At 53.8% G+C, this 21386-nt stretch carries 21 protein-coding genes; 11 read left to right on the forward strand and 10 right to left on the reverse strand.

What is annotated here, in order from left to right; genetic code table 11:
* Positions 1–160: 160 nt before the first annotated feature.
* From FJ147_08855 to FJ147_08870, 4 genes are all read right to left on the reverse strand, one after another.
* Complete coding sequence (locus FJ147_08855) at positions 161–3043, reverse strand: hypothetical protein (protein ID MBM4255991.1); 2883 nt, start codon at positions 3041–3043, stop codon at positions 161–163.
* Positions 3044–3310: 267 nt separating this feature from the next.
* Positions 3311–4642 (reverse strand): carotenoid oxygenase family protein, encoded by a 1332-nt coding sequence (locus FJ147_08860; protein MBM4255992.1) that lies wholly within the window; start codon positions 4640–4642, stop codon positions 3311–3313.
* 53 nt (positions 4643–4695) lie between these two features.
* A complete protein-coding gene (locus FJ147_08865) occupies positions 4696–5145 on the reverse strand; it encodes a WHG domain-containing protein (GenBank protein MBM4255993.1) in 450 nt (149 codons plus the stop codon).
* 12 nt (positions 5146–5157) lie between these two features.
* Positions 5158–5382 carry a helix-turn-helix transcriptional regulator gene (locus FJ147_08870; GenBank protein MBM4255994.1) on the reverse strand — a complete coding sequence of 75 codons (225 nt, stop codon included), beginning with the start codon at positions 5380–5382 and terminating at the stop codon, positions 5158–5160.
* Positions 5383–5490: 108 nt separating this feature from the next.
* Here FJ147_08870 and FJ147_08875 point away from each other — a divergent pair, with 108 nt between their 5' ends.
* The gene (locus FJ147_08875; GenBank protein ID MBM4255995.1) at positions 5491–6714 is read left to right on the forward strand and encodes a cytochrome P450; all 1224 of its coding nucleotides are present in this window, start codon (positions 5491–5493) and stop codon (positions 6712–6714) included.
* The gene (locus FJ147_08880; protein MBM4255996.1) at positions 6590–6910 is read left to right on the forward strand and encodes a ferredoxin; all 321 of its coding nucleotides are present in this window, start codon (positions 6590–6592) and stop codon (positions 6908–6910) included. Before FJ147_08875 ends, FJ147_08880 begins: the two co-directional genes overlap by 125 nt.
* Before the next feature lie 155 nt (positions 6911–7065).
* Here FJ147_08880 and FJ147_08885 read toward each other — a convergent pair whose 3' ends face one another.
* Positions 7066–7479 (reverse strand): phosphoribosyl-AMP cyclohydrolase, encoded by a 414-nt coding sequence (locus FJ147_08885; GenBank protein ID MBM4255997.1) that lies wholly within the window; start codon positions 7477–7479, stop codon positions 7066–7068.
* 200 nt (positions 7480–7679) lie between these two features.
* Here FJ147_08885 and FJ147_08890 point away from each other — a divergent pair, with 200 nt between their 5' ends.
* The 9 genes from FJ147_08890 (at position 7680) to FJ147_08930 (ending at position 16438) form a co-directional block, all read left to right on the forward strand.
* A complete protein-coding gene (locus FJ147_08890; GenBank protein MBM4255998.1) occupies positions 7680–9266 on the forward strand; it encodes a mercuric reductase in 1587 nt (528 codons plus the stop codon).
* 286 nt (positions 9267–9552) lie between these two features.
* Positions 9553–9822, forward strand: a complete 270-nt coding sequence (locus FJ147_08895) for a hypothetical protein (protein MBM4255999.1) — start codon at positions 9553–9555, stop codon at positions 9820–9822.
* A 52-nt stretch (positions 9823–9874) separates the two neighbouring features.
* Positions 9875–10495 carry a sigma-70 family RNA polymerase sigma factor gene (locus tag FJ147_08900; protein ID MBM4256000.1) on the forward strand — a complete coding sequence of 207 codons (621 nt, stop codon included), beginning with the start codon at positions 9875–9877 and terminating at the stop codon, positions 10493–10495.
* Between the two features lie 59 nt (positions 10496–10554).
* Positions 10555–10800 (forward strand): hypothetical protein, encoded by a 246-nt coding sequence (locus FJ147_08905; protein MBM4256001.1) that lies wholly within the window; start codon positions 10555–10557, stop codon positions 10798–10800.
* 20 nt (positions 10801–10820) lie between these two features.
* On the forward strand, positions 10821–11255 hold the full coding sequence (locus tag FJ147_08910; GenBank protein MBM4256002.1) for an NfeD family protein: 435 nt from the start codon (positions 10821–10823) through the stop codon (positions 11253–11255).
* Between the two features lie 18 nt (positions 11256–11273).
* Positions 11274–12218, forward strand: a complete 945-nt coding sequence (locus tag FJ147_08915) for a paraslipin (protein MBM4256003.1) — start codon at positions 11274–11276, stop codon at positions 12216–12218.
* A 245-nt stretch (positions 12219–12463) separates the two neighbouring features.
* Positions 12464–14818 (forward strand): PAS domain S-box protein, encoded by a 2355-nt coding sequence (locus FJ147_08920; GenBank protein ID MBM4256004.1) that lies wholly within the window; start codon positions 12464–12466, stop codon positions 14816–14818.
* Positions 14793–15176 carry a response regulator gene (locus FJ147_08925; GenBank protein ID MBM4256005.1) on the forward strand — a complete coding sequence of 128 codons (384 nt, stop codon included), beginning with the start codon at positions 14793–14795 and terminating at the stop codon, positions 15174–15176. Before FJ147_08920 ends, FJ147_08925 begins: the two co-directional genes overlap by 26 nt.
* The gene (locus tag FJ147_08930) at positions 15173–16438 is read left to right on the forward strand and encodes a hybrid sensor histidine kinase/response regulator (protein MBM4256006.1); all 1266 of its coding nucleotides are present in this window, start codon (positions 15173–15175) and stop codon (positions 16436–16438) included. The genes FJ147_08925 and FJ147_08930 overlap by 4 nt, the downstream gene beginning before the upstream one ends.
* 401 nt (positions 16439–16839) lie before the next feature.
* Here FJ147_08930 and glgC read toward each other — a convergent pair whose 3' ends face one another.
* The 5 genes from glgC to FJ147_08955 all read right to left on the reverse strand — a co-directional run bounded on the left by glgC (position 16840) and on the right by FJ147_08955 (position 21237).
* Positions 16840–18084 (reverse strand): glucose-1-phosphate adenylyltransferase, encoded by a 1245-nt coding sequence (glgC, locus tag FJ147_08935; protein MBM4256007.1) that lies wholly within the window; start codon positions 18082–18084, stop codon positions 16840–16842.
* Positions 18085–18330: 246 nt separating this feature from the next.
* Complete coding sequence (locus tag FJ147_08940) at positions 18331–19026, reverse strand: TVP38/TMEM64 family protein (GenBank protein ID MBM4256008.1); 696 nt, start codon at positions 19024–19026, stop codon at positions 18331–18333.
* Positions 19027–19262: 236 nt separating this feature from the next.
* Positions 19263–20093 (reverse strand): DUF2063 domain-containing protein, encoded by an 831-nt coding sequence (locus FJ147_08945; GenBank protein MBM4256009.1) that lies wholly within the window; start codon positions 20091–20093, stop codon positions 19263–19265.
* Positions 20056–20904: a DUF692 domain-containing protein gene (locus FJ147_08950; GenBank protein MBM4256010.1), complete on the reverse strand. Its 849-nt coding sequence runs from the start codon at positions 20902–20904 to the stop codon at positions 20056–20058. Before FJ147_08950 ends, FJ147_08945 begins: the two co-directional genes overlap by 38 nt.
* A 63-nt stretch (positions 20905–20967) precedes the next feature.
* Positions 20968–21237: a hypothetical protein gene (locus FJ147_08955; GenBank protein ID MBM4256011.1), complete on the reverse strand. Its 270-nt coding sequence runs from the start codon at positions 21235–21237 to the stop codon at positions 20968–20970.
* Positions 21238–21386 lie beyond the last annotated feature (149 nt).

A 21386-nucleotide genomic window follows, 5' to 3' on the forward strand; every position in this document is an offset into this window, starting at 1 on the left:
TACACCAAGTCCAAACGCGGGCCGAAGAAGCCAGTACCTCACAAACTGAGTGGCAAAAAACAAACGCACGTATCGACTGCGCGGATTCTGGCGATGCGACGGTAGTCAACCGACCTTTACAGGGATGGGGATTGGGGGTTAGGGGTTAGCAAAACTGGGGCTAGAGGTTGGGGACTAGGGGCTGGGGAAGATGAGGACTGAGGAAGGCTATAGGCTTCAGGCTGTAAGGGGAAGACAAGTTCGCTCCTTCAGCCTGCGGCCTTAGACCTTCAGCCTGCGGTGGCTTTGGACTTTGGACTTTGGACTTTGGACGTGAAACACTGCTCCCGAGACTCATCAGCAGTGCTTCCGCCTCTTGCATATCCTTGGTGTCAAACCCTTCCGTGAACCAGCTATAGATCTCCTCTACCAACTGGCGAGCCTCACCAGGCTTGCCTTGACTCTGCCACAAGCGCGCAAGGCTCACTGACGCGCGCAGTTCGAGCGACTTGGCGTGTTGCTGGCGAGCAGTCGTCAGCGCTTTGTGGAAGTAGCCTTCCGCCTCTTCGGAACGATGAATGATGAACGATGAATGATGAATGGGGGCAACTTCTTGCTGTTCTTCTCTTGTCTTCCGTTCATCATTCAGCATTCCGCGCTCATCGTTTAGAAGCAGCTCACCTTTGAGTAGATACAGATCTGGCATATAGACGTGATGCTCAGCTTGCTCAGCGTGAACAAATGCCTCGTCTACAGCGGCGTACGCCTCGGCCAGCTGGCCATTTTTTGCGTAGGCCTCGGCCAGCACCGCAAGATAGGCTGGAATGCCATAACAGGCACCGGCCTCCTGATACAAACGCAGCCCGTGACGAATCTGCGCAATGCCGCCCTCGCCTTGCCCTTGCTCTACTTGTGCCCAGCCCTCAGAAATGGCCGCTATAGTGATAATGAATCCAAATCCGTGCTCCTGCGCAAGGGACGTAGTGATCCGCACATGTGCGAGACAGGACTCCACTTCCCGACGATAATAATGAATCACACAGGCAACATAATGTGACCAGGCGAGGGTAAACGGGTGCGCGAGTTTCTCGGCCAATGCGAGGGCCTGCTGCGTACAGTGCAAGGCTTGATCAGCATACCCCAGTCGCCACAAGGTCAGCGCGAGCCAGTGTAAGCTCCCGACCCCAGGGTCGCGCCCGCCATACTGGGCAATATGGTCGGCATGGGTCTGCCAGTCATAGGTTTCATACGCGTGCTGCAAATACTGCCGGGCTGTGGGTAAGTCTGCAAAGTCATACAAGGTAGTGCCTTGCTGCATGTAGGCTCGGACCGTCAGCAACGGGTCGGTGAGACGTTGACTCAGCGTGAGAAACTGCGCTCCGAGTTCCCAGGCCGTGCGAAACTCAGCGCGCGTGTGGTGTAAGACAATAAGACCACCGATAGTAGCGGCAAATTGTGGCAGCTGCTCTTCCTGCTGACAGAGCCCGCGGACACGCGCATACACGTGTTCAACTTCAGGCGCCGTATACCCTTTGAGTGCACGCAGAGGATTTACCAGCGCAAGCTGCAACCGCAGTTCTATGTGGCCCCGTGCGGCAGTCTCAGGGAGGGTGATGAGCAACTCCAATCCTTGCGTAAAATGAACCACGGCTTCTTGGTTGGCATGACGACGGAGCGCAGTCTGCCCTGCGTGCTCACGGAAAGCAATCGCTTTCTCGACCTCTCGCCCTTGTGTAAAGCGCACTGCGAGTTCGGCGGCGATTTCACTGGCGCGGCTTCCGTACGCGGCTTCTTTCTGTTCCCCTACACGTCGGTGGAGTCGGATACGTCGCGTTTCATTCACGCGATCGTACAACACGGCATGATAGAGCGCATGGTGAAAACGGTAGCGTTCACTCAACGTGCCGTCGGGCCACTCCTCCGTTCCTCGGGCGGTAATCAATTGTCCCCTGCGGACCAACATGTCACACTGACGGTCAACCTCTTCTACCTCCACTTGCAGCCCCGCCGCGACGGCGGCAGCAGAGAATTCTATGCCCACGACGCTTGCGACTTCGAGCAAGTGTTGCGTCTCCTCCGGTAAGTGCTGAAACTGTTTCTCAATTATGTGCCGCAACGTGTTTGGGACATTCTCAGTCATACGCAAGACGTCACCCTGCATCGTCCACTGCCCGGCTTGCTCACGGACAAGCCCTTGTTGCAACAAGTCATCGACGACATTGACGATGAACAGCGGATTACCACCCGTGCGGCGGTGAATAAGCTCAGGCAACGGAGAGGCGGCAATCGTCGTATGCAAGCGCTGCGTCAGATACTCATTCACTGCCTGTTCTGAAAGCGGCGTAACCCGTAATTCCTCACAGCGGCTGCGCGCGGTTAACTCTTGCACCACCCCTCGTAATGGATGGTTGTTCGCTAATACATCTGTGGGCCGGTATGTTCCGATGATGAGCAACTTGGCCGGTTCACGACGTTGCGCGACGTACGACAACCACTCCAGGGTGGAGATATCGCTCCAGTGCAGGTCTTCCAGCACCATCACCAAGCCCTGCTCGCGAGTGAAGACCGTGAGAATTTCTGCTGCTTCGCGCAGCATGCGCTCACGCGTCGCCCCTTGTAATTGCCGATGCAGGGCCTCGAGTTCAGCCGCGTCAATCAAGAACGGTAACTGCACTAACCAGGACGGCGCATAGCGACGCAACAGTTCCCGGGTCTGGTCACGCTGCGGACCACGACACAACTGCCCGGCAATTTCCAACAAGGGCATGAAGGCTTCACCGGCGCCATACTGTTCGATGCACTGCCCGTAAGCGAAGCTCACAGGAGAGGCTAGAGGCTGGAGGCTAGAGACTTGTGGGGAGGCGGCTAGTCCCAAGCCTCTAGCCTCTAGTCTCTGCCGAAAGGCCTCCACAATCGTAGTCTTGCCGATGCCTGGTTCGCCACTGATAAACACGACTTGCCGTTCGCCCGTGAGCGCGGTCTCCAGACACTGCTCTAGATAAGCAATTTCTGCGGCACGGCCAACAATCTGTGAGCGATTGTCTCCTTTGCTCTGAACATGCACGCTTCTCTACCTCCTAGCGTCGCGACGCACGGTCAGCACTGACCGCGCGTGTTCATATACAGCACTCGGCTGTTGACTTGGCACGAACGACAAATGGAGGCAAGGCGAGGGGAGACTGTAGGAGAAGCTAAATGATGAACGAGGAGGGCTTTAGGCTTCAGGTTGTAGGCTATCGAGGAAAACCTTCAGAACGGAGCCTTAGCCACGACGTAAGGAGGGGGACTCAATTTCCCCCGTTAGCCTATGGCCTTTTGCCTAAAGCCTTTTTTAGAGATTGTGTCCCCAATTGCCGTGAAACCCGTAGGGCACTCGATGTGGTAGCTTTACCGTCGCCACCGGATCATGGCCTATGTTCTCCGCATCCAAAATGACCAGGTCACTGCGATTCTCATCTCGACGATAGACAACGGAGAGTATGTACCCCTGCCCTTCCGGCGCCTGTGCTGCACGTGGCACGAAAACCGGCTCTGAGGGAAATCCTGTCGAGCCAAAGTCACACACCTGTTTTCGTCCGGTCTGATGATCATAGCGAAAGATGGCGTTAAAAAATCCATCCTCACCAGGACTACCGCAGCGTCCACCAGTGTAGCCATAACGGTACGAGAGCCCTGCATAGCGCTCATCGAGTCGCGGGAACTCTGTTGGACTATCATCAAGCTGCTGATCCTTCATCGAACCGCTACGCAGATCCAATGCCCAACGCGTAAGTTTCGCAGAATCATCCTTCGCTAAATCGCTCGCCTCTGCCCCATCAAATAACGGCAAGCGTGGAAGACGACAGACATCAGCGATCACCTGACCATTTTCTGAATAGGCGTTCATCGGATGAAATACGAAACACGGATCAGTCGCGAACCAGCGAACATCGGCACTCGAACCGCTGCGCGGCATGACGCCAATTTTGGTTCCTACCTCCGGCTCCCAGCGAATCGGCGCACCAGACGCAAAGTTCTCGGAACGAAACGTCGCCGGAAAAACCATGAAGATCACATGCTCACGCGTGGTGATGAAGTCGTGCATCATCGTGGGGACTGGAACATCGATCTCTTCACTGCGGGTAATCTTCCCATCAGCAGTCGCCACGTAGTAACGTAGATACGGCGGAAACGGACTGTAGCCAAAGAACAGCAACTCGCCAGTTTCAGGATCGATCTTCGGATGCGCCGTCATCGGCCCTTGCAGTTTACCGTCGAAGTCATAGATGCCGCGCGTTTCTAATGTTTCTGGATCAAGTTCGTGTGGTGGCCCAGCTTCCCACAGCGCTAAGAGTTTCCCACCATGCACGATAATGTTGGTGTTGGCTGCATTGGGAAAAATTCCCTCAACTCGTGGGTCTGAGTTCGTCCAATCAGCTAGTCCTCCCCAGAGCGCTTCGCCCGCTTCTCGCTCCATCTGGAATCGCTGCGTCCGTACCCAACGGTTACGATAGTGCGCTTTCCCTTCACGGATAGCGAATGCGTGGATCATGCCGTCTCCATCGAACCAGTGGTAGCGACCACGTGGCGCAAACTGCGGATTGGCACCGTTACGATACAACGTGCCGTTTAATGCGCGCGGAATCTCCCCTTCCACCACCAGATCGTGAACCTCCCCCTCCATCGGCCACGGCGCATAGTTCCCACGGAGAAATGGATCATTCGGAAACGAACGACTCATAATGACTTCCTCCTTGCTCTCTGCCGAGAGCGGCGTGTAGATGTGTGTCGACGAGTACGTACACGAGATTGCGGTGGTTCCTGAGCTGGACTTCCATGCATGGCGATCAATCCCGCGAACCAACGAGACGTCGCCACGTCGTAATGCGTCAAGATTGCTTGAGGATCAGAGAACACCAGACGACCGGCAAGGTGTAAAGAGACGAGGCCATGGACCATTGCCCATAAGATGTTCGCGGCTTGATCCCTGTCCACATCATGCAATTGCCGTTCAACCAGCCATGCCGCTAGGGTATCGCGCATGATTACCCAACTGGTACGTAGGCGTGCATGCTGCTCTGGTGTCGGCTCAACGGCTGAATCTTGGAAAATGAGGCGATAATAGGTTGGATTATCGATCCCGAAACGGAGATACGCGACGCCCATCGCACGGAGTTGTTCGAGCAACGTCGGTTCACATCACGCAGCATCGATCGCGGCCGTCAATAAATCTCCCGCTTGCAGTTTGAGGGTCAGGAGCAGTTCCTCTTTGCTATCGAAGTGTTGATAAATCGCTGTGGCACTATATCCCAGCGCGCTAGCGACTGCGCGCATCGTCAGTGCCTCGACGCCACTCTCTTCAATTAAGCGGAGTGCCACAGCAAGAATGTCGGCACGCAAGGTTGGGTTAATAGGGCGAGGCATACGTAGTTGTCACCTGACATCGTTAGGTAACATTGTTAAGTAACGATGTCAACTGTTCACTCATCGAAGAAACAGATACAGTGAACAGTGCAATGAAAGGACACTACCATGGATGCACCAACTCCGCTCTCGCTTGAGCAAGTCCGCGGTGATCTCGCCACGTTTGTCGCCAACCCGTATCCCGCCTATCTGGAGATGCGCCCACAGTCACCGATGCTCATGGAATTTCTTCCCGCCGGCATCGTGCCTGGGCTCGATGAACCGCTGAAATCTTGGACGATCATGACGTACGATGATGTCCTTGCGGTGCTTCGCGATCACGACACCTTTACGTCGGCACGCAACCCCTTCGTTGAAAAAGGGTTCTTTCCGCAGCTGGTGCTGATCATGGACGATCCGCCACGTCACACGCGGTTTCGTCGCTTGGTGAATAAGGCCTTTACCCTGAGACGCGTCGAGGCGTTAGAACCGTGGATTACCTCTATCGCCACCGAACTGCTCGATAACATCGGCTCTGGAGAGACTGACATCGTGCAGTCCTACACCATCCCGTTGCCAGTGAAAGTGATCGCTCGCCTGATGGGCATCCCCGGCGATGATTACCCGACGTTCAAACGCTGGTCAGACACCTTCATTTCATCTCTCGTTTCCATCTCGTTAGAGGAGCGGATGAAGAACACGCTCGAGATGGTGGAATATTTCGGCAAGATCGCAGCGGCGCGGCGCACGCAGGGAGCAGATGACCTCATTACTGCGCTGGTCGAAGCCGAGATTGAGGGGGAGTCACTGCAAGACTGGGAGATTCTTGGCTTCTGCATTCTTCTTCTCATCGCTGGCAACGAAACAACCACCAACTTAATTGGCAATATGCTCAACATTCTGGTGGAGCGTCCAGAATTGTGGCAACGCCTACGGCAGGATCGCACTCTGGTTGAGCCCGTAATCGAAGAAACTCTTCGCTACGAGAGTCCGGTACAACAATTGATGCGAATGACAACCAAAGAAGCGACACTCTCGGGTGTCACCATACCAGCCGATGAATTAGTCACCGTGTTCTTCGGGGCTGCCAATCGCGACCCCAAAGAATTTCCCAATCCCGAGGAATTCCGCCTCGATCGTGACTTGCGCAGTCATGTCTCCTTCGGCGCAGGCACTCACTATTGTTTAGGTGCACCGCTCGCACGCGCCGAAGCCAGGATTTCGCTGAATGCCTTTCTTGATCGTTATTCCACCCTCACCCATGGGAGCACACCTGCAGTGCGCCAATCACAAAGCCCGGTCGTCTTCGGCTTTGAACGACTGCCACTGCGTTTACATGGCGGAGGGCGGTGAAATGCGGCTCGTGATCAACTATCAAAAGTGTCGGAAGTCAGGGCAATGCGCCTACCTGCATGCTGAATTGATCACAGCCGACGCAGACGGCACACCACGAGTGATTGTTGAAACGATTGGGAAAGAACTCCGTGAGGCCGCGGAAGACGTGGCGGACATCTGCCCCAGTGGTGCGATTACATTGCAAGAGAATTGAAGGCGGGAGAGTGTATCGTCTGCCCGAGGAGCATCTCGTGGAATTCGGTCTGCAGTTCTCACCTCGCGCTGGCCCGGACGGTGAGTATCCTAGGCCATTGATTTTGAAAGTACGGTTTCATCATGCCCCACCTTGCGTGAACTGAGCGACGCGCCTCACACGAACTCCAACTCTCCCCCAGCCCCACTCGTACGACGATAATAACACCCGACGCGTGTTTGTCCGGAGGCATCTTTAGTGTGACACACCCCACCTTTGCGCGGGCGTACGATGTAGAGCAATGAGTTCTGTTCGCAGTTCACACGAATTTCGACAAGGTCGAGGACGTCTCCCGACGTTTCCCCTTTGCGCCAGAGTTCGTTACGAGACGTCGACCACAACACGGCCCGTCGAGTCTTTTGTGTTTCTTGCAACGCAAATTGGTTAACATAGCCAATGAAAAGCACTTCTTTCGTGTCGGCGTGCTGCAGCACGGCCGGAACCACAGCTTGCTTGGTCTCAGCTACTTTTTGCAGCTTAGCAAAATCCAACGTTAATGTTGTGCCTTCTTCTAACACATTCATATCCATCACCTCATTCTTCCACCCTGTATCGGGTCTCAGGTGCGGAGTCTAGCCAAGGCATCCACTCGATTGCCGAGCAGTTTCCTCCTGGCAGGCGGTGCAACCTCTTGTGTCAGTGCAGCATCAGAGTACCACGAGAGAGAACAGTGCCCCTCTACCATTGCACCAGGAGGTCGGCTATGAATCAGCTCCAACAACAAGCGCGTATGAAAACCCCAGTCACTCCACTCGATAACAGCCTTGCCGATGATTGGCAACCAACCAAGGCCAAGGGCTCGCACCCGGAAGTCTTACCGAACGACGCACACAATGCGCAGCTCATCGCCAATGTCCACCCTACTGACTGGACCAATCCGGAACCTGCGCCACGGTACAACCTGGTAGTTATTGGTGCGGGCACGGCTGGGCTGGTCACCGCTGCTGGCGCAGCCGGTCTCGGCGCCAAAGTCGCGTTAATTGAACGTCACCTTATGGGTGGCGATTGCTTGAATGTCGGTTGCGTACCATCCAAAGCCGTCATTCGCTCTTCGCGGGTTGTCAGCGATATCCGTGACGCCGAACGGTTTGGCGTACGCGTCAAAGGAGAGGTAGAAGTCGACTTTGCGGCAGTCATGGAACGGATGCGACGGTTACGCGCTGGGATTAGCCATCATGATTCCGCGCATCGCTTTCATAAAGAACTCGGGGTCGACGTCTTTCTCGGCGACGGCCACTTTACCGGTCCTGATACCATTGAAGTCGCGGGCAAAACTTTGCGCTTTAAGCGTGCCGTTATCGCGAGCGGTGCGCGCGCGGTAAATCCGTCGATCTCAGGGTTAGCCGCAGCGGGATTCTTAACCAACGAAACCGTCTTTTCACTCACCGAATGTCCGCGTCGCCTGGCGGTCATCGGTGGTGGACCCATTGGGTGTGAACTCGCGCAGGCGTTTCGTCGCTTGGGTTCTGATGTCGTACTGTTCCACAATGCCGGTCACATTCTCAATCGCGAGGATGCCGACGCTGCCGAGATCGTGCAACAGACATTTCTGCGAGAAGGCATCCAGCTCGTTCTCGATTCTGAAATCGTTCACGTCGAACGTACGGCAAATGGCAAAGTCTTCCACTTCACCTCGCAAGGAAAGGCGGATTCCATTACTGTCGATGAAGTTCTTGTTGGTGCAGGACGTGCACCGAACGTGGACGGGTTAAATCTTGAAACTGTCGGGGTGGAGTACGACAGGAAACGCGGCGTCAAAGTCAACGATCGCTTACAAACCACGAATCCGCGGATTTATGCTGCCGGTGACATTTGCATGGACTGGAAATTTACCCACGCTGCCGATTTCGCCGCACGGATTGTGATTCAGAACACCCTGTTTCATGGCAAAAAGAAACTCAGTGCTTTGACCATGCCCTGGTGCACCTACACTGATCCAGAAATTGCGCACGTCGGCCTCTACGAACGTGATGCGCAAGAAAAAGGCATAGAACTGAACACCTTCACGATTGCCATGAGTCAAGTTGATCGTGCCATTGCCGACGGTGAAGAAGATGGTTTCGTAAAGGTCCACGTCAAAAAAGGCACCGATCAGATTCTTGGTGCAACGATTGTTGCCCGCCATGCAGGAGACATGATTAGCGAACTTACACTGGCGATGGTGGGCAAGGTGGGCCTCTCAACCCTCGCCTCAGTCATCCATCCGTATCCGACCCAGGCAGAAGCGATCCGTAAGGTTGGCGACGCGTACAATCGCACCCGCCTTACTCCACTCGTCAAGAATATTTTTCATCGCTGGCTAGCATGGACACGCTAAAAGGTTGCCTGAGAAGTAAGCACAAGCTGTCATTGCGAAGAGCCAGAGGTGACGAAGCAGTCTCAGCATCAGCAGCTAAGGAGACAACGATTGCTTCGTGCCGTTCGCAATGACACTCTCAGAGGACTTCCTCAGACCGACTCTAAAAGAAAAGTAGTTGAGCTCGCACTTCATGGTCAGTAAACAACAGTGATGAAAGATGGAGAAGGTACAGTGAAAAGTGAAGAGCAAATGTCCTCCCCTGCGTTTCTTCATTTCTCATTCTTCTTTTTCAATTGAATTACCCATGTTGACTTGTCGTGAATTTATCAACTTCATCGCCGATTATTTGGCAGGCACCCTGTCCCAGAATGAATCCCACGCCTTCGCGTACCATCTCGCCGATTGTCCTGAGTGTTCACAATATCTAAGCAGTTATCAAACGACCGTGTTAGCAAGTCACCTTGCGTATGCCGACCCAGAGGACGCGGTCCCCGCTGAGGTTCCAGAAGAATTAGTGCACGCGATCCTCAGCGCTCGAGCGCAGAGTGCTCCAGTCGAGAGAGACCGGCAATAGACGAAACTGATACGTCTATGCTAACGTCCGGGCTGTGAAGACTGAACCTCCTATTCACAAACAGTCCGCAACTGCAGGGGAAGACACCGCGCTGCTCAGCCGCCTCCGTGCTGGAGATTCGGCTGCCTATGAAACCCTGGTTCGTAGCTATAGTGGTCGCCTGCTGGCGGTCACGCGACGACTGCTCCGCAATGAAGAAGATGCCAAAGATGCCTTACAAGATGCGTTTATCTCCGCCTTTCGCGCGCTGCATACATTCGAAGAAGGCTCTCTTCTGTCGACCTGGCTTCATCGCATCGCTGTGAATGCCGCGTTAATGAAACTGCGGACCCGTCGGCGCCACCCCGAAGATTCGCTTGACGATCTGCTACCAAAGTACATCGAAGATGGCCACCGTGAGGATGGCCATCGTGGCAATCCCACCAAACCGTGGAAAGAACCGGAAGGACTATTGCAGCAACGCGAAACTCGCGCGTTGGTACGCGAGTGCATCGACCGGCTCCCTGAGACATACCGAACAGTCCTTTTGCTGCGTGACATTGAAGAACTCGACACCGAGGAAGCGGCACAGTTGATCGGCATCAGTCCAAACGCAATTAAGATTCGCCTGCACCGGGCTCGGCAGGCTCTCCGTACTTTACTTGACCCACATTTTCAGGAAAATGCTGTATAATTTTGCAATATACCTGAGTTTTTACCACAGCATTCAGGGTTATCAGCAAAGGATCTATTATGACCTGTCGTGAGTTTGTCGAGTTTCTCTGGTGCTATATTGATAATGACCTCTCTCCCGTAGAGCGCGCGACGTTTGACGAGCACCTAGCAAAATGTCCCGATTGTGTGAAATACTTGCAGCAGTATCAAGCAACGACTCGGATCGGTAAGGCGGTAGAGGTTTCCTCAAGTGAACCAATTCCCTCAGATGTCCCCGAGGACCTTGTGCAGGCTATTCTCAAATCACGCATAAAGGTTGCGTAGCCGGACTATAAGCTCACCCTATGGAATGGTGGCACTGGGCCATCTTTGGTCTGCTGCTCGCGTTTGTCGAAGCCGCGACGCCTGGCGGTTTCTACGCGGCATTCTTTTCTGTCAGTGCATTTCTCGTTGCTCTGCTGGCAGGAGTTGGTCTGAGTGGACCACTGTGGTGGCAATGGTTGTTGTTCTCGGTGCTGTCAGTGGTCTCCCTCGTCGTGTTCCGCAAACGCCTCCTGTCTGCGCTTGGTGGCCAACGAAATCTCCCATACGCAGTAGATAGTCTCGTCGGAGAACTGGCACTCCTTCATGAAGACCTTCCTGCAGGTGCGTTCGGGAAAGCTGAACTGCACGGCACTGTATGGAATGTACAAAATGGTAGCCCACTGCCCCTGACCAAAGGACAGCGGTACCGTGTCCAACAAGTCAATGGGCTCACCCTGATCCTGAACACCCTTTAACAAGAAGGAAACACGCGCATGGATGGAACATTACTGCTTGTTATTGTCCTCGCCCTTCTCGTCTGGTTCGTGCTCACGAAACTCGCCATTGTCGTTCCGCAACAGAGTGCCTACGTCGTCGAACGCTTAGGACGATACTCAGGAACACTCAGCGCCGGCTTCCATATCCTTGTCCCGTTTGTTGATACCGTACGCTATCGCCATTCTCTCAAAGAAACCGCGCTCGATATCCCGCCGCAGGTCTGCATCACGCGCGATAACGTCCAAGTACAAGTCGACGGAGTGTTATACTTTAAGATCATGAATCCAGAGCGTGCTTCCTATGGAGTGGCAGATTACGTCTTTGCGATTACCCAACTCGCCCAAACGACGCTGCGAAGCGAGATCGGTAGGATTGAACTCGACCGCACCTTTGAAGAGCGGACCCAGATCAACACCAATGTCGTGAATGAACTCGACAAAGCCACTGAACCGTGGGGCATTAAAGTCCTCCGCTATGAAATTAAGAACATTACTCCGCCAGCCGACGTGTTGGCTGCGATGGAAAAACAAATGCGCGCCGAGCGTGAGAAGCGGGCGTTAATTTTGACCTCAGAAGGTGAGCGTGACGCTGCGATTAACTCGGCCGAGGGTCAAAAACAACAAGTCATCAAAGCGTCGGAAGCCAAGAAGCAACAAGAAATGAATGAGGCTGAAGGCGAAGCGGCTGCGATTCTTTCGATCGCCAGTGCCACTGCCGAAGGGATTCGTAAAGTCGCAGATGCGATCCGGATGCCTGGAGGCCAGGAGGCAGTTCAGCTTCGGGTGGCTGAACAATACATCACAAAGTTCGGGGAGCTCGCCAAGACCAACAATACGATGATTTTGCCAGCGAGCGTCTCTGATATCGGTTCGATGATGGCCATGGCCATGAACGTCATCAAAACAGCCGGGAAGGACAGCGAAGCACCAAAGGACTCGTAAATCTCGCTTCTCATGCTCTCTGCTACAGAGGTTTATGTCGAGGGCTTGAGCAAGAGTATGCAACAAATACAGACTTTCGCGTAAGTGACAATCTGACCCAAAATACGATATTATTGAAGCGTTTTTTTGGCCCCTTTCCCACTCTTCCCCACTTTTGGTTTTTCATAATGAGGGAACGGATGAGGAGGAAACCGGGTGTGTGAGGTTATCGGTCACCACAGGGTCAGGGGACGGATGCTCGAACAATGAGGACGGTAGGATCGTACAACGTTTCTCAAGAGGAAACCGTCTCCGTTCACGTTTCCGGAGCTGATTTGCGCAGAGCCTGCGATCGTCTGGTAGCGCAAAGTCTTTCTCCCATTTGCTTTTCTCTTGCTGGAGTCTACGCATTAGTCGCAGTCAGTCACACCTTCGCTCTCTTCGAACCCCAATCCTTGCTTCTTGGTAGTGTCGCATTCGGGACCATTATTTTCCTTCTTGCACTGCCGTACGTAATCCACCGGTGGCCGATACCGCAGGAATGGAGTCACGTTTGCGGGGCAAGCATTGTCGCCGTTGTGGTAGGAAATGTCCTCCTCCGCTTTTTCGTCCTGCAGAACACAAGATACACCATCGATATTGTCCTGTGTGTCATCGGCACTGGAGGTTTATTTTTATCCGCGCGCTGGCTCCTCGGTACACTGTTCGCCATTGTCACAAGCTGGGTCGTTGCGGCAGCGGTCCTGTTCCCTACCATCCTGTGGAGCCACGAAGCGCTAGTTATCGTTGCAGCTTCAGTTCTCGCTATCCTCATCCACCTCGTTCGTCGCCGTAACGTTCAAGAGCTTGAATGGCTGCGTCAGCAAGAGCGTGGTCAGAGAACTGCGCTCGAAGCCACTCTCACGCAGTTACATCAGAGTGAAGCGCACTATCGCAGTTTGGTTGATAATGCCAATGATGGCATTGTGTCATTTACCCTGGATGGCACGCTCACGAGTGTCAATCGGGGATTGGCGGAAATGCTCGGCTGGTCAGTACAGGAAATGATGGGACATACCTATCGAGAGTTTGCAACGCCGGAGTTTTGGCGCCAAGGGGAAGAGCGAACGCGTAAAGTACTGGCTGGTGAACGAGTCCCTTCATCCTTTACCGGAGAGTTACGCCGTAGAGACGGAAGTCTCGTGCCGGTTGAGGCCCGTGCTCGCTTGATCCGCGATGCAGCAGGCCATGTCGTCGGTGTTCAAGGCATCTTTCGTGACATTACTGAACGCATGAAAGTCGAAGAACACCTCCGCCTTTACAATGAGCAGATCCAACGTCATGCAGAGGAACTGGAACAGCGAGTCGCGGAACGCACTGTCGCCTTGATGGACGCGAATGCCTCGCTACAAGAAGAAATCAGCGAGCGCATGCGCATTCAAGCCATCGTCCGTGAAAGCGAGGAACGCTACCGTAGTCTCTTTGAAGCGTGTCCTGAGGCAATCCTCGTCCACCATGATGGCCGTGTGGTGCTTGCCAACCCTGCGTGTGCGAGACTTGCCGGATTTCCGGATGCAGACGCACTCATTGGGAAGTCCATTTGGGACTTTATCCCCGCCGAAGTCAGTGGAGTCACCCGCGAACGCCTGAATGCGCTCATTGAAGAACAACGCCCCGCAGAACCGATCGAGATCAAACTTCGTCGCCTAACAGGAGAGCTACTCGATGTTGAGTCCTCTGCCATTTTCTTCTTGTATCGAGGGAAACCTGCGGCTCTCGGATTTCTCAGAGACATCACTACACGTAAGCGTGCCGAGGAGGGACTTCGTGAACTGAACGCCCAACTCGAACAGCGGGTCAAGACACGAACCGCGCAATTACAGATTGCCAAAGAGCAAGCCGAAGCCGCCGATCGCCTCAAGTCCGCGTTCCTTGCGACAATGTCCCATGAATTACGTACCCCTCTCAACTCGATCATTGGCTTCACTGGGGTGATTCTGCAAGGACTGGCTGGCCCGCTCAACAGTGAGCAGAGCAAACAGCTTGACATGGTACGAACCAGCGCCCGACATTTGCTCAGCCTGATTAATGACGTGCTCGACATTTCCAAGATCGAAGCTGGCCAAATTGAAATTCATGCCAAATCGTTCGCCTATCCAGAAGCAATCGAGAAGGTCGTCAAGACCGTAAGTGTCCTGGCTGAGCAAAAAGGCTTGGCTTTGCAGACGGCGGTCGCTGCGAATATCAATCTGATTGAGAGTGATCGCCGTCGCGTCGAACAGATTCTGCTCAATTTACTCAACAATGCGATAAAGTTTACCGAAACTGGCACGGTACGACTGGAATGCCGTCGTATCCCTGGCTGGATTGAAACGAGCGTAAGTGACACTGGCATCGGAATCAGAAATGACGATCGCCACAAACTCTTTCAGACGTTTCGTCAGTTAGATACCGGCCTGACCCGTCGTCACGAAGGAACTGGTCTCGGACTGGCCATCTGCAAGCGCTTGGTCGAATTACTTGGCGGGACAATTTGGGTTGACAGTGTGTGGGGCATGGGCAGCACCTTCACGTTCACGCTCCCTATAACTGAGCCAACAGAAAACCTACAACCTTATGTCGCTCACCATCTTAGTCATTGAAGATAACGAACAGAACCTCTATCTGACCACGTTCCTGCTGGAAAAGCACGGCTATCGTGTTGTCCACGCTCGTGACGGTCAAGAAGGGATTGCCCTTGCGGTACAGGTCAATCCCACGTTGATCCTGCTTGATATTCAATTGCCGATTATGGACGGCTATACCGTCGCCGAAGCCCTTCGCAGTAATCCTGTCCTTACCGCGATCCCGATTGTCGCCATCACGTCATATGCGATGCCAGGCGATCGGGAGCGCATCCTGACCGCCGGCTGCACCGGGTATATCGAGAAACCCATTAACCCCGACACCTTCATCAGCGAAGTGCAACAACATCTCCTAACACCTAAGGTCACACTATGAGCCGCTTCCTCGTCGTTGACGACAATCCGCAAAATATCTACCAGTTATATGTCCTGCTTGGGGGGCACGGACATACGGTTGAGTCGGCCCTTAACGGGGAAGAGGCTCTGGCGAAAGCACAGCAAACGCCTCCAGATGTGGTCATCACAGATGTGTTAATGCCAATCATGGACGGATTCACACTCTGTCGACATTGGCGTGCGGATGACCGGCTCTGCTCAATTCCACTCGTGATCTACACGGCAACCTATACTGACACTGAAGACGAAGAACTAGCCCTCAGCCTTGGCGCGACCCGATTCTTGATTAAACCGATTGAGCCAGAAGAATTCATGCAGCAAATCGAGAACGTTCTCCGACAGCACCAGAGCGGCCATTTACATCCACCGCCGGACACGTCCCTGCAAGAGCCGCAATATCTGAAAATGTACAACGAAGCGCTCGTACGCAAGTTAGAGGATAAGATCGCTGATCTTGAACGCGAAGTCGCGAAGCGCCAGCAAACAGAGGAAGCGCTCCGACAGGCAAAGGAACGGGCGGAAGTCGCCAATAGCGTAAAGAGCGAATTTTTAGCCATGATGAGTCATGAACTCCGGACCCCCCTACATGTCATCCTCGGCTATGCTGACCTCCTTTTGGAGAACACATTTGGTGAACTGAGTAGCGGTCAGAGTGACGTATTGGTGCGCCTGAGAAACAACGGACGCGTCTTGCTTGAGCGTATTTCGCTGGTACTTGATCTGCGTCGACTTGAGGATGGACGCTTTCCGCTTGAGGTGAGCGAGGTGAGTCTTCCCCTCCTTGTCCAACAGGTGGAAGACGAGATGCCCGAACTTCGCCAGCAACCCGGCGTTCGCTATATCCGTACGGTCGCTGCGTCCCTTCCACCATTGCGTACCGATCCGGGGAAGTTGCGCTTGGTGCTGCGGAACTTACTGAGCAATGCACTGAAGTTTACTGAAGCTGGGACCATATCATTAAAAGTGACGAAAAACGATCAGGGAATCGAGATCGGAGTGAGTGACACCGGAATCGGCATTCGGGCACACGCGCTCCCTCATATTTTTGATCCCTTTTATCAGGTCACGGACGTCAACACACCACAACGCGGCGGTGTCGGGCTCGGGCTCCACATCGTCAAACGTTTGCTTGACTTACTCGACGGCAGCGTGACAGTCGACAGTCAATTCGGCAGTGGCTCAACCTTCTCTGTTTTCCTTCCCTGGGGAGGTCCGCCAGAAACGCTCGCAGAGGATGACTAAATCAAACCACCCAAGAGTGGTACACTTTGGGTTGTCACCGGAGAGACCGTAGCGTCACTGGTCACAACTTAAGCGAAGAGCCTTGTGTTTTTAGCCTATTAGCTACGGATATAGGTCCCTTCTCCCTCAGGGAGAAGGTCAGGATGAGGGTGACAAGCAGTACAAACCACTCTTTTTCATCCCCTCACCCTAGCCCTCTCCCTGAGGGAGAGGGAATTTGACACTGCCGACGTCTTAAGTTGCGACTGATGCCGTAGGGTGCGCTGTGCGCACCCTACCCCAACTGTACGAATGTTCGCGGGTCCGATTTAGTGGTCAGTCAGATGAATGCTGAGAGGCAAGTGGGGGGCGTCATTCCTGCGAAAGCGGTAGTCCCGGGAAGTAAAGTCAGCGATCGCATCCTACACTTCGTCAATAACCGTCCCCTTCGGAATAACCACGATCCCATTATCGGTGACGGTAAATCGTTGTCGATCACGCTCCAGGTCGTAACCAATCACAGCCCCAGCACAGATATTCACATTTTTGTCGATAATCGCATGACGCACTCTCGCGTAGCGTCCAATCTCAACATCGTCAAACACCACACTATCTTCGACATGAGCCCAGCTGTGGACGAACACACGCGGCCCCAGAATCGAATGTTCGACACGAGCACCGCTGATAATACAACCATTACACACGAGCGAATCCAACACCTCACCTTGGCGCTCTGCTCCACGAAATACCGTCTTCGCCGGTGGAGCTTGCACCTGGTAGGTCCGAATCGGCCATTCTTCATCATAGAGGTTGAAGACTGGGCTGACCGCGATGAGATCCATATGCGCATCGTAGTAGCTATCGATCGTGCCAATATCACGCCAGTATTTGATCGCGCCACTATTCCGATCGCGGAAGGGCAATGCACACACGCGCTCTCCATCACGCACCATACGCGGAATAATGTCTTTGCCAAAGTCGTGACTTTCATTTTGCCGCGCGTTGGTCAGGAGTTCCCGAATCAGGGTTTCGGTATTGAAGATATAGATCCCCATCGAAGCAAGCGTGTACTCTGGATTATCAGGAATACAATCCGGCTCTTCGGGCTTCTCTTGAAAGCGCAGAATCCGCCAGTTGGTATCGACTCCCATCACCCCAAAGCGTTTCGCCTCCCCTTTCGGTACTTCTGTGCAGGCAACCGTAAGGACGGCGTTACTGTTGATGTGGGCAGCGAGCATCTCGCTGTAATCCATCTTGTAAACATGATCACCACCTAGCACGATCACGTATTGCGGCTGCTCCATTTGCAACGTGTAGATATTCTGAAAGACTGCATCAGCCGTCCCTTCATACCATCGCTCATCCGTGCGCTGTTGTGGTGGCAAGACCTCAATATATTCGTCCATTTCACTGGTGAATACATTCCACGCCTGTTTGATGTGGCGATCCAATGAGCGCGATTTATATTGTGTCAAAATGTGAATTTTGCGTAACCCGGAGTTCAAGCAATTCGACAAGGTAAAGTCGATGATGCGATAGTTCCCACCAAAGGGAACTGCGGGTTTCGCACGGTCACGCGTGAGCGGCGCAAGGCGTTCCCCCTGCCCCCCGGCAAGGATCATCGCGGTGGTCTGTCTAAGCGCGTTCGTCAGGCTTTGTACAGTCATGGTCTGCCGCTCCATTCTCCGACTATGCGACCCTCGAAAGGAAAAGTCGGTCGCATTATCAAGCTGCATAAACGTGCGAGTGTCCATATACGCCCCCCAAAGCGCGACGTGCAAGAATACCCAAATCCCCAGGTCGGTGTTATCGGCAGATCGAGAATAAACTTTAGGAAAAATTTTCTTTGCCGCCGCCCCATGTCCTACATCTTACCACACTCACCCACTGGGGCGGCAAAGGCCTTGATTTATCTACTCTTTTGTCGCGTCCTGGAGGGCCCGACGAGCAATCCGCGTCACAATCGTGGTGACAACGATCGTCGCTACTAAGCCAAGAATAAGGATGGCGTAATCCGCCGTCCCCTTTTCTCGGGCCATGCCACCAGCCAGCGCAGCAACGTCACCAATCACTTTACCGTAATACACATACAGCAAGGTTCCAGGCAGCATGCCGACAGACGCAGTCACGTAATCGATAAACCGAACCTTTGTCAGCCCTAGGCCATAGTTCAATAAGGAGAACGGAAACACCGGTGACAAACGTAACAGGAAGACAATCTTCTGCCCTTGTTCTCCGACCGCCCGATCAATCGCGGCAAAGCGCGTATTGCCAGCAAGGCGACGTTCAATCGCATTGCGCGCGACGTAACGCGATACCAGAAACGCGGCAGATGAACCCAACACCGCCGCAAGAAACACGATCATCACACCATTAGTGAGCCCGAAGATCGCACCACCCGCAAGCGTCAACAATGAGCCAGGAATGAAAAGCACCGCAGCCAACACATAGCCAGCAATAAACGCAACCGGCCCCCACACGCCTAACCCTTGAACCCATTCAGCGAAGACTGGGATGTAATCTGCCCCTTGTCGCCCAAGCACAATCAATCCACCCACGGCTGCAGCAATGAGCACGATGCGCCCTGCAGACAGGCCACGTTTTTCCATCTTCACTTCTGCCATTTCCACCTTTGCCACCATTTCTGCCATGATTCAGCTCCTCCTATTTGTGATCATTTGCCCTTTTGATGCTAGGAGGGGTCGAAGGTTTCACCCGACGAGGTCTCTTGGGTGAGTTGGATACGGAGGAGTGACGTGCACCGCACGAACCTCTCCCGAGACGGTGTCATGCTCGTGCGCCTGGTACAGGCGACGGCCCAGAAAGCGTATATCTGCGAGAGGGGTTAAACGTCGTAGGTACGGGCAAGAATCCCGTCTTCAATCCAGCGCAACAACACACTGCCAATCAGTGTTGAGGCTTCTTCTGGCGCGTTCACAAACTGTTCGAGTTTGGTGCAAAGAGCGGCAAATGGTTCCCCTGCTCGAATACCGGCTAGTGCCGCCTGCTCGACCACGTCCATACTCGCTTGATAGACAATACACTCATGACGCCACACCCGGAGCACGGTCGCTGCAGGTTCTATATCGTCACTCTGGGTAAATTGTTCATTCTTCCAGATCGTTTGCACCGGCCACTCGCAGGTTAACATCAGCAGAGCAGGAATGAGCTGTAAGCGAAGCGTTGCCCAGGCCTCCGCTGGAATCGTCTGCAAGTCCTCTAACCGGAGAGGTTCAGTGTCTGGTGCGTCGAACACATCAACGCGCGCATACTCCAATCGTGCGAGGTCTTCAAGATACGGCAAGGTCTTCGCGACTGGGTGTGTAGATACGAACTCTGCAAAATGCGAACTGAAATAGCGTAACGAGGGATGGGCGGAGGGAAAGCGCCGCAGGTAGGCCCGGCCAATCTCACGGAACTGCTCCTCACCTACTATGGCAACAATGCGGGGGAAGTCTTCGGTCAATGCATCCAGCAGGCGCGCACAGTACATCTGCGCATAAATATCGAGCCGTGCTTCAGCGCCCAGCTTCCCCTGTGGGCGAATCTCCTGGAGCAACAGTGGGTCAAACCCCTGCCACTCCTCGTCAGCCGCACCGACAGGCCGTGCAATCGCGTAAAAGAAGCGAGACTGCAACTCACGCAGATTGAGCATAGGCGGACTCCCACACTGCATGTTCTATCGCTCGGGCACGCTCGGCTTCGGCACATACCTCCTCGAACTCGGGAATCTTGTCGTCCCACTCAATCAGTGAGGAAATGCGACCGAACCGTTGCACCGCAAAGCGGTACAGCTCCCAGACGGGAGTAATCACCGGACCGTCATGCGTATCGAGCAAATAGGTTTCATAGGTACTGTGACCAGCCAAATGCATCTGACCAACCCGATCGATCGGGACATTCTGTACGTATTGGTACGGATCGAAGTCGTGGTTCATCGCACTGACATAGACATTGTTGACATCAAGCAAAATACCGCAGTCCGCGCGCTGGGCGACTTGCGACAAAAACTCCCATTCCGGCATCATCGAGTGGGTATAGGTCAAATAGCTGGACACGTTCTCGACCAGAATCTGTCGTCCAAGGCAATCTTGGACGTGCTGAACCCGTTCGACAACGTGCCTGAGTGCTTCTTCGGTATAGGGCAAAGGCAGCAAGTCATGCGCATAATGTCCGCCGATACTTCCCCAACACAGGTGATCAGAAACCCAGGCCGGCTCAAACCGCTCGGCCAACGCTTTGAGGTCAGATAAATAGGCCATGTTGAGCGGATCAGTCGAACCAAGCGACAGCGACACTCCATGCAGCACGACCGGCGCCAGATTCCGCGCTTTCTCTAATACTGCCAGCGGACGACCACCACGCAGCATAAAGTTCTCAGCAATCACCTCGAACCAGTCGACACGCGCAGTCCCATCCCACACCCGCGGGAAATGCTGCGTGCGCAAGCCAATGCCATGACCGAGATAGGGAACGCCACAAGCCATGATTGTTCAACTCCTGAAAAAAACAGGCTTCGGTTGGTTGCCGAAGCCTGTCCTTCTTGTCATTTACTTCTTCTCGTCAACAACTTTACCGCCCTTATCAGTGCATTCTTTGGCACTGGTTTCTACCCAACCTTGGCCTTTACAAGCATTCTTTCCACTGCAGCTATGGCCAGCTCCACTGCAAGCACCTTGGCCTTTGCACGCGTTGATGCCAGAACAATGGACTTTGTCACTCCCGGCTTTATCATCTGCCGCACGGGCGGTGAGTGCTCCACTCGTCACCAACGTTGCCACTGCGCTTGCAATCATTAGACCTTTACCAAATGCGTTCATGATATGACCTCCTTAGGGTTTTGTTTGGCCGTTTGGATGTTGTTACTCTTTACAAGTTTCGACTCGATCGGCTTGCCTACGATTCTTCCCTCACCTGTATTATGAGCTACGCAGATTTCCCACCTACCTCCTCTCTGTGTTGGTACAAT

The sequence above is a fragment of the Deltaproteobacteria bacterium genome (assembly GCA_016874775.1).
Taxonomy (GTDB): Bacteria; Desulfobacterota; Binatia; order Bin18; family Bin18; genus VGTJ01.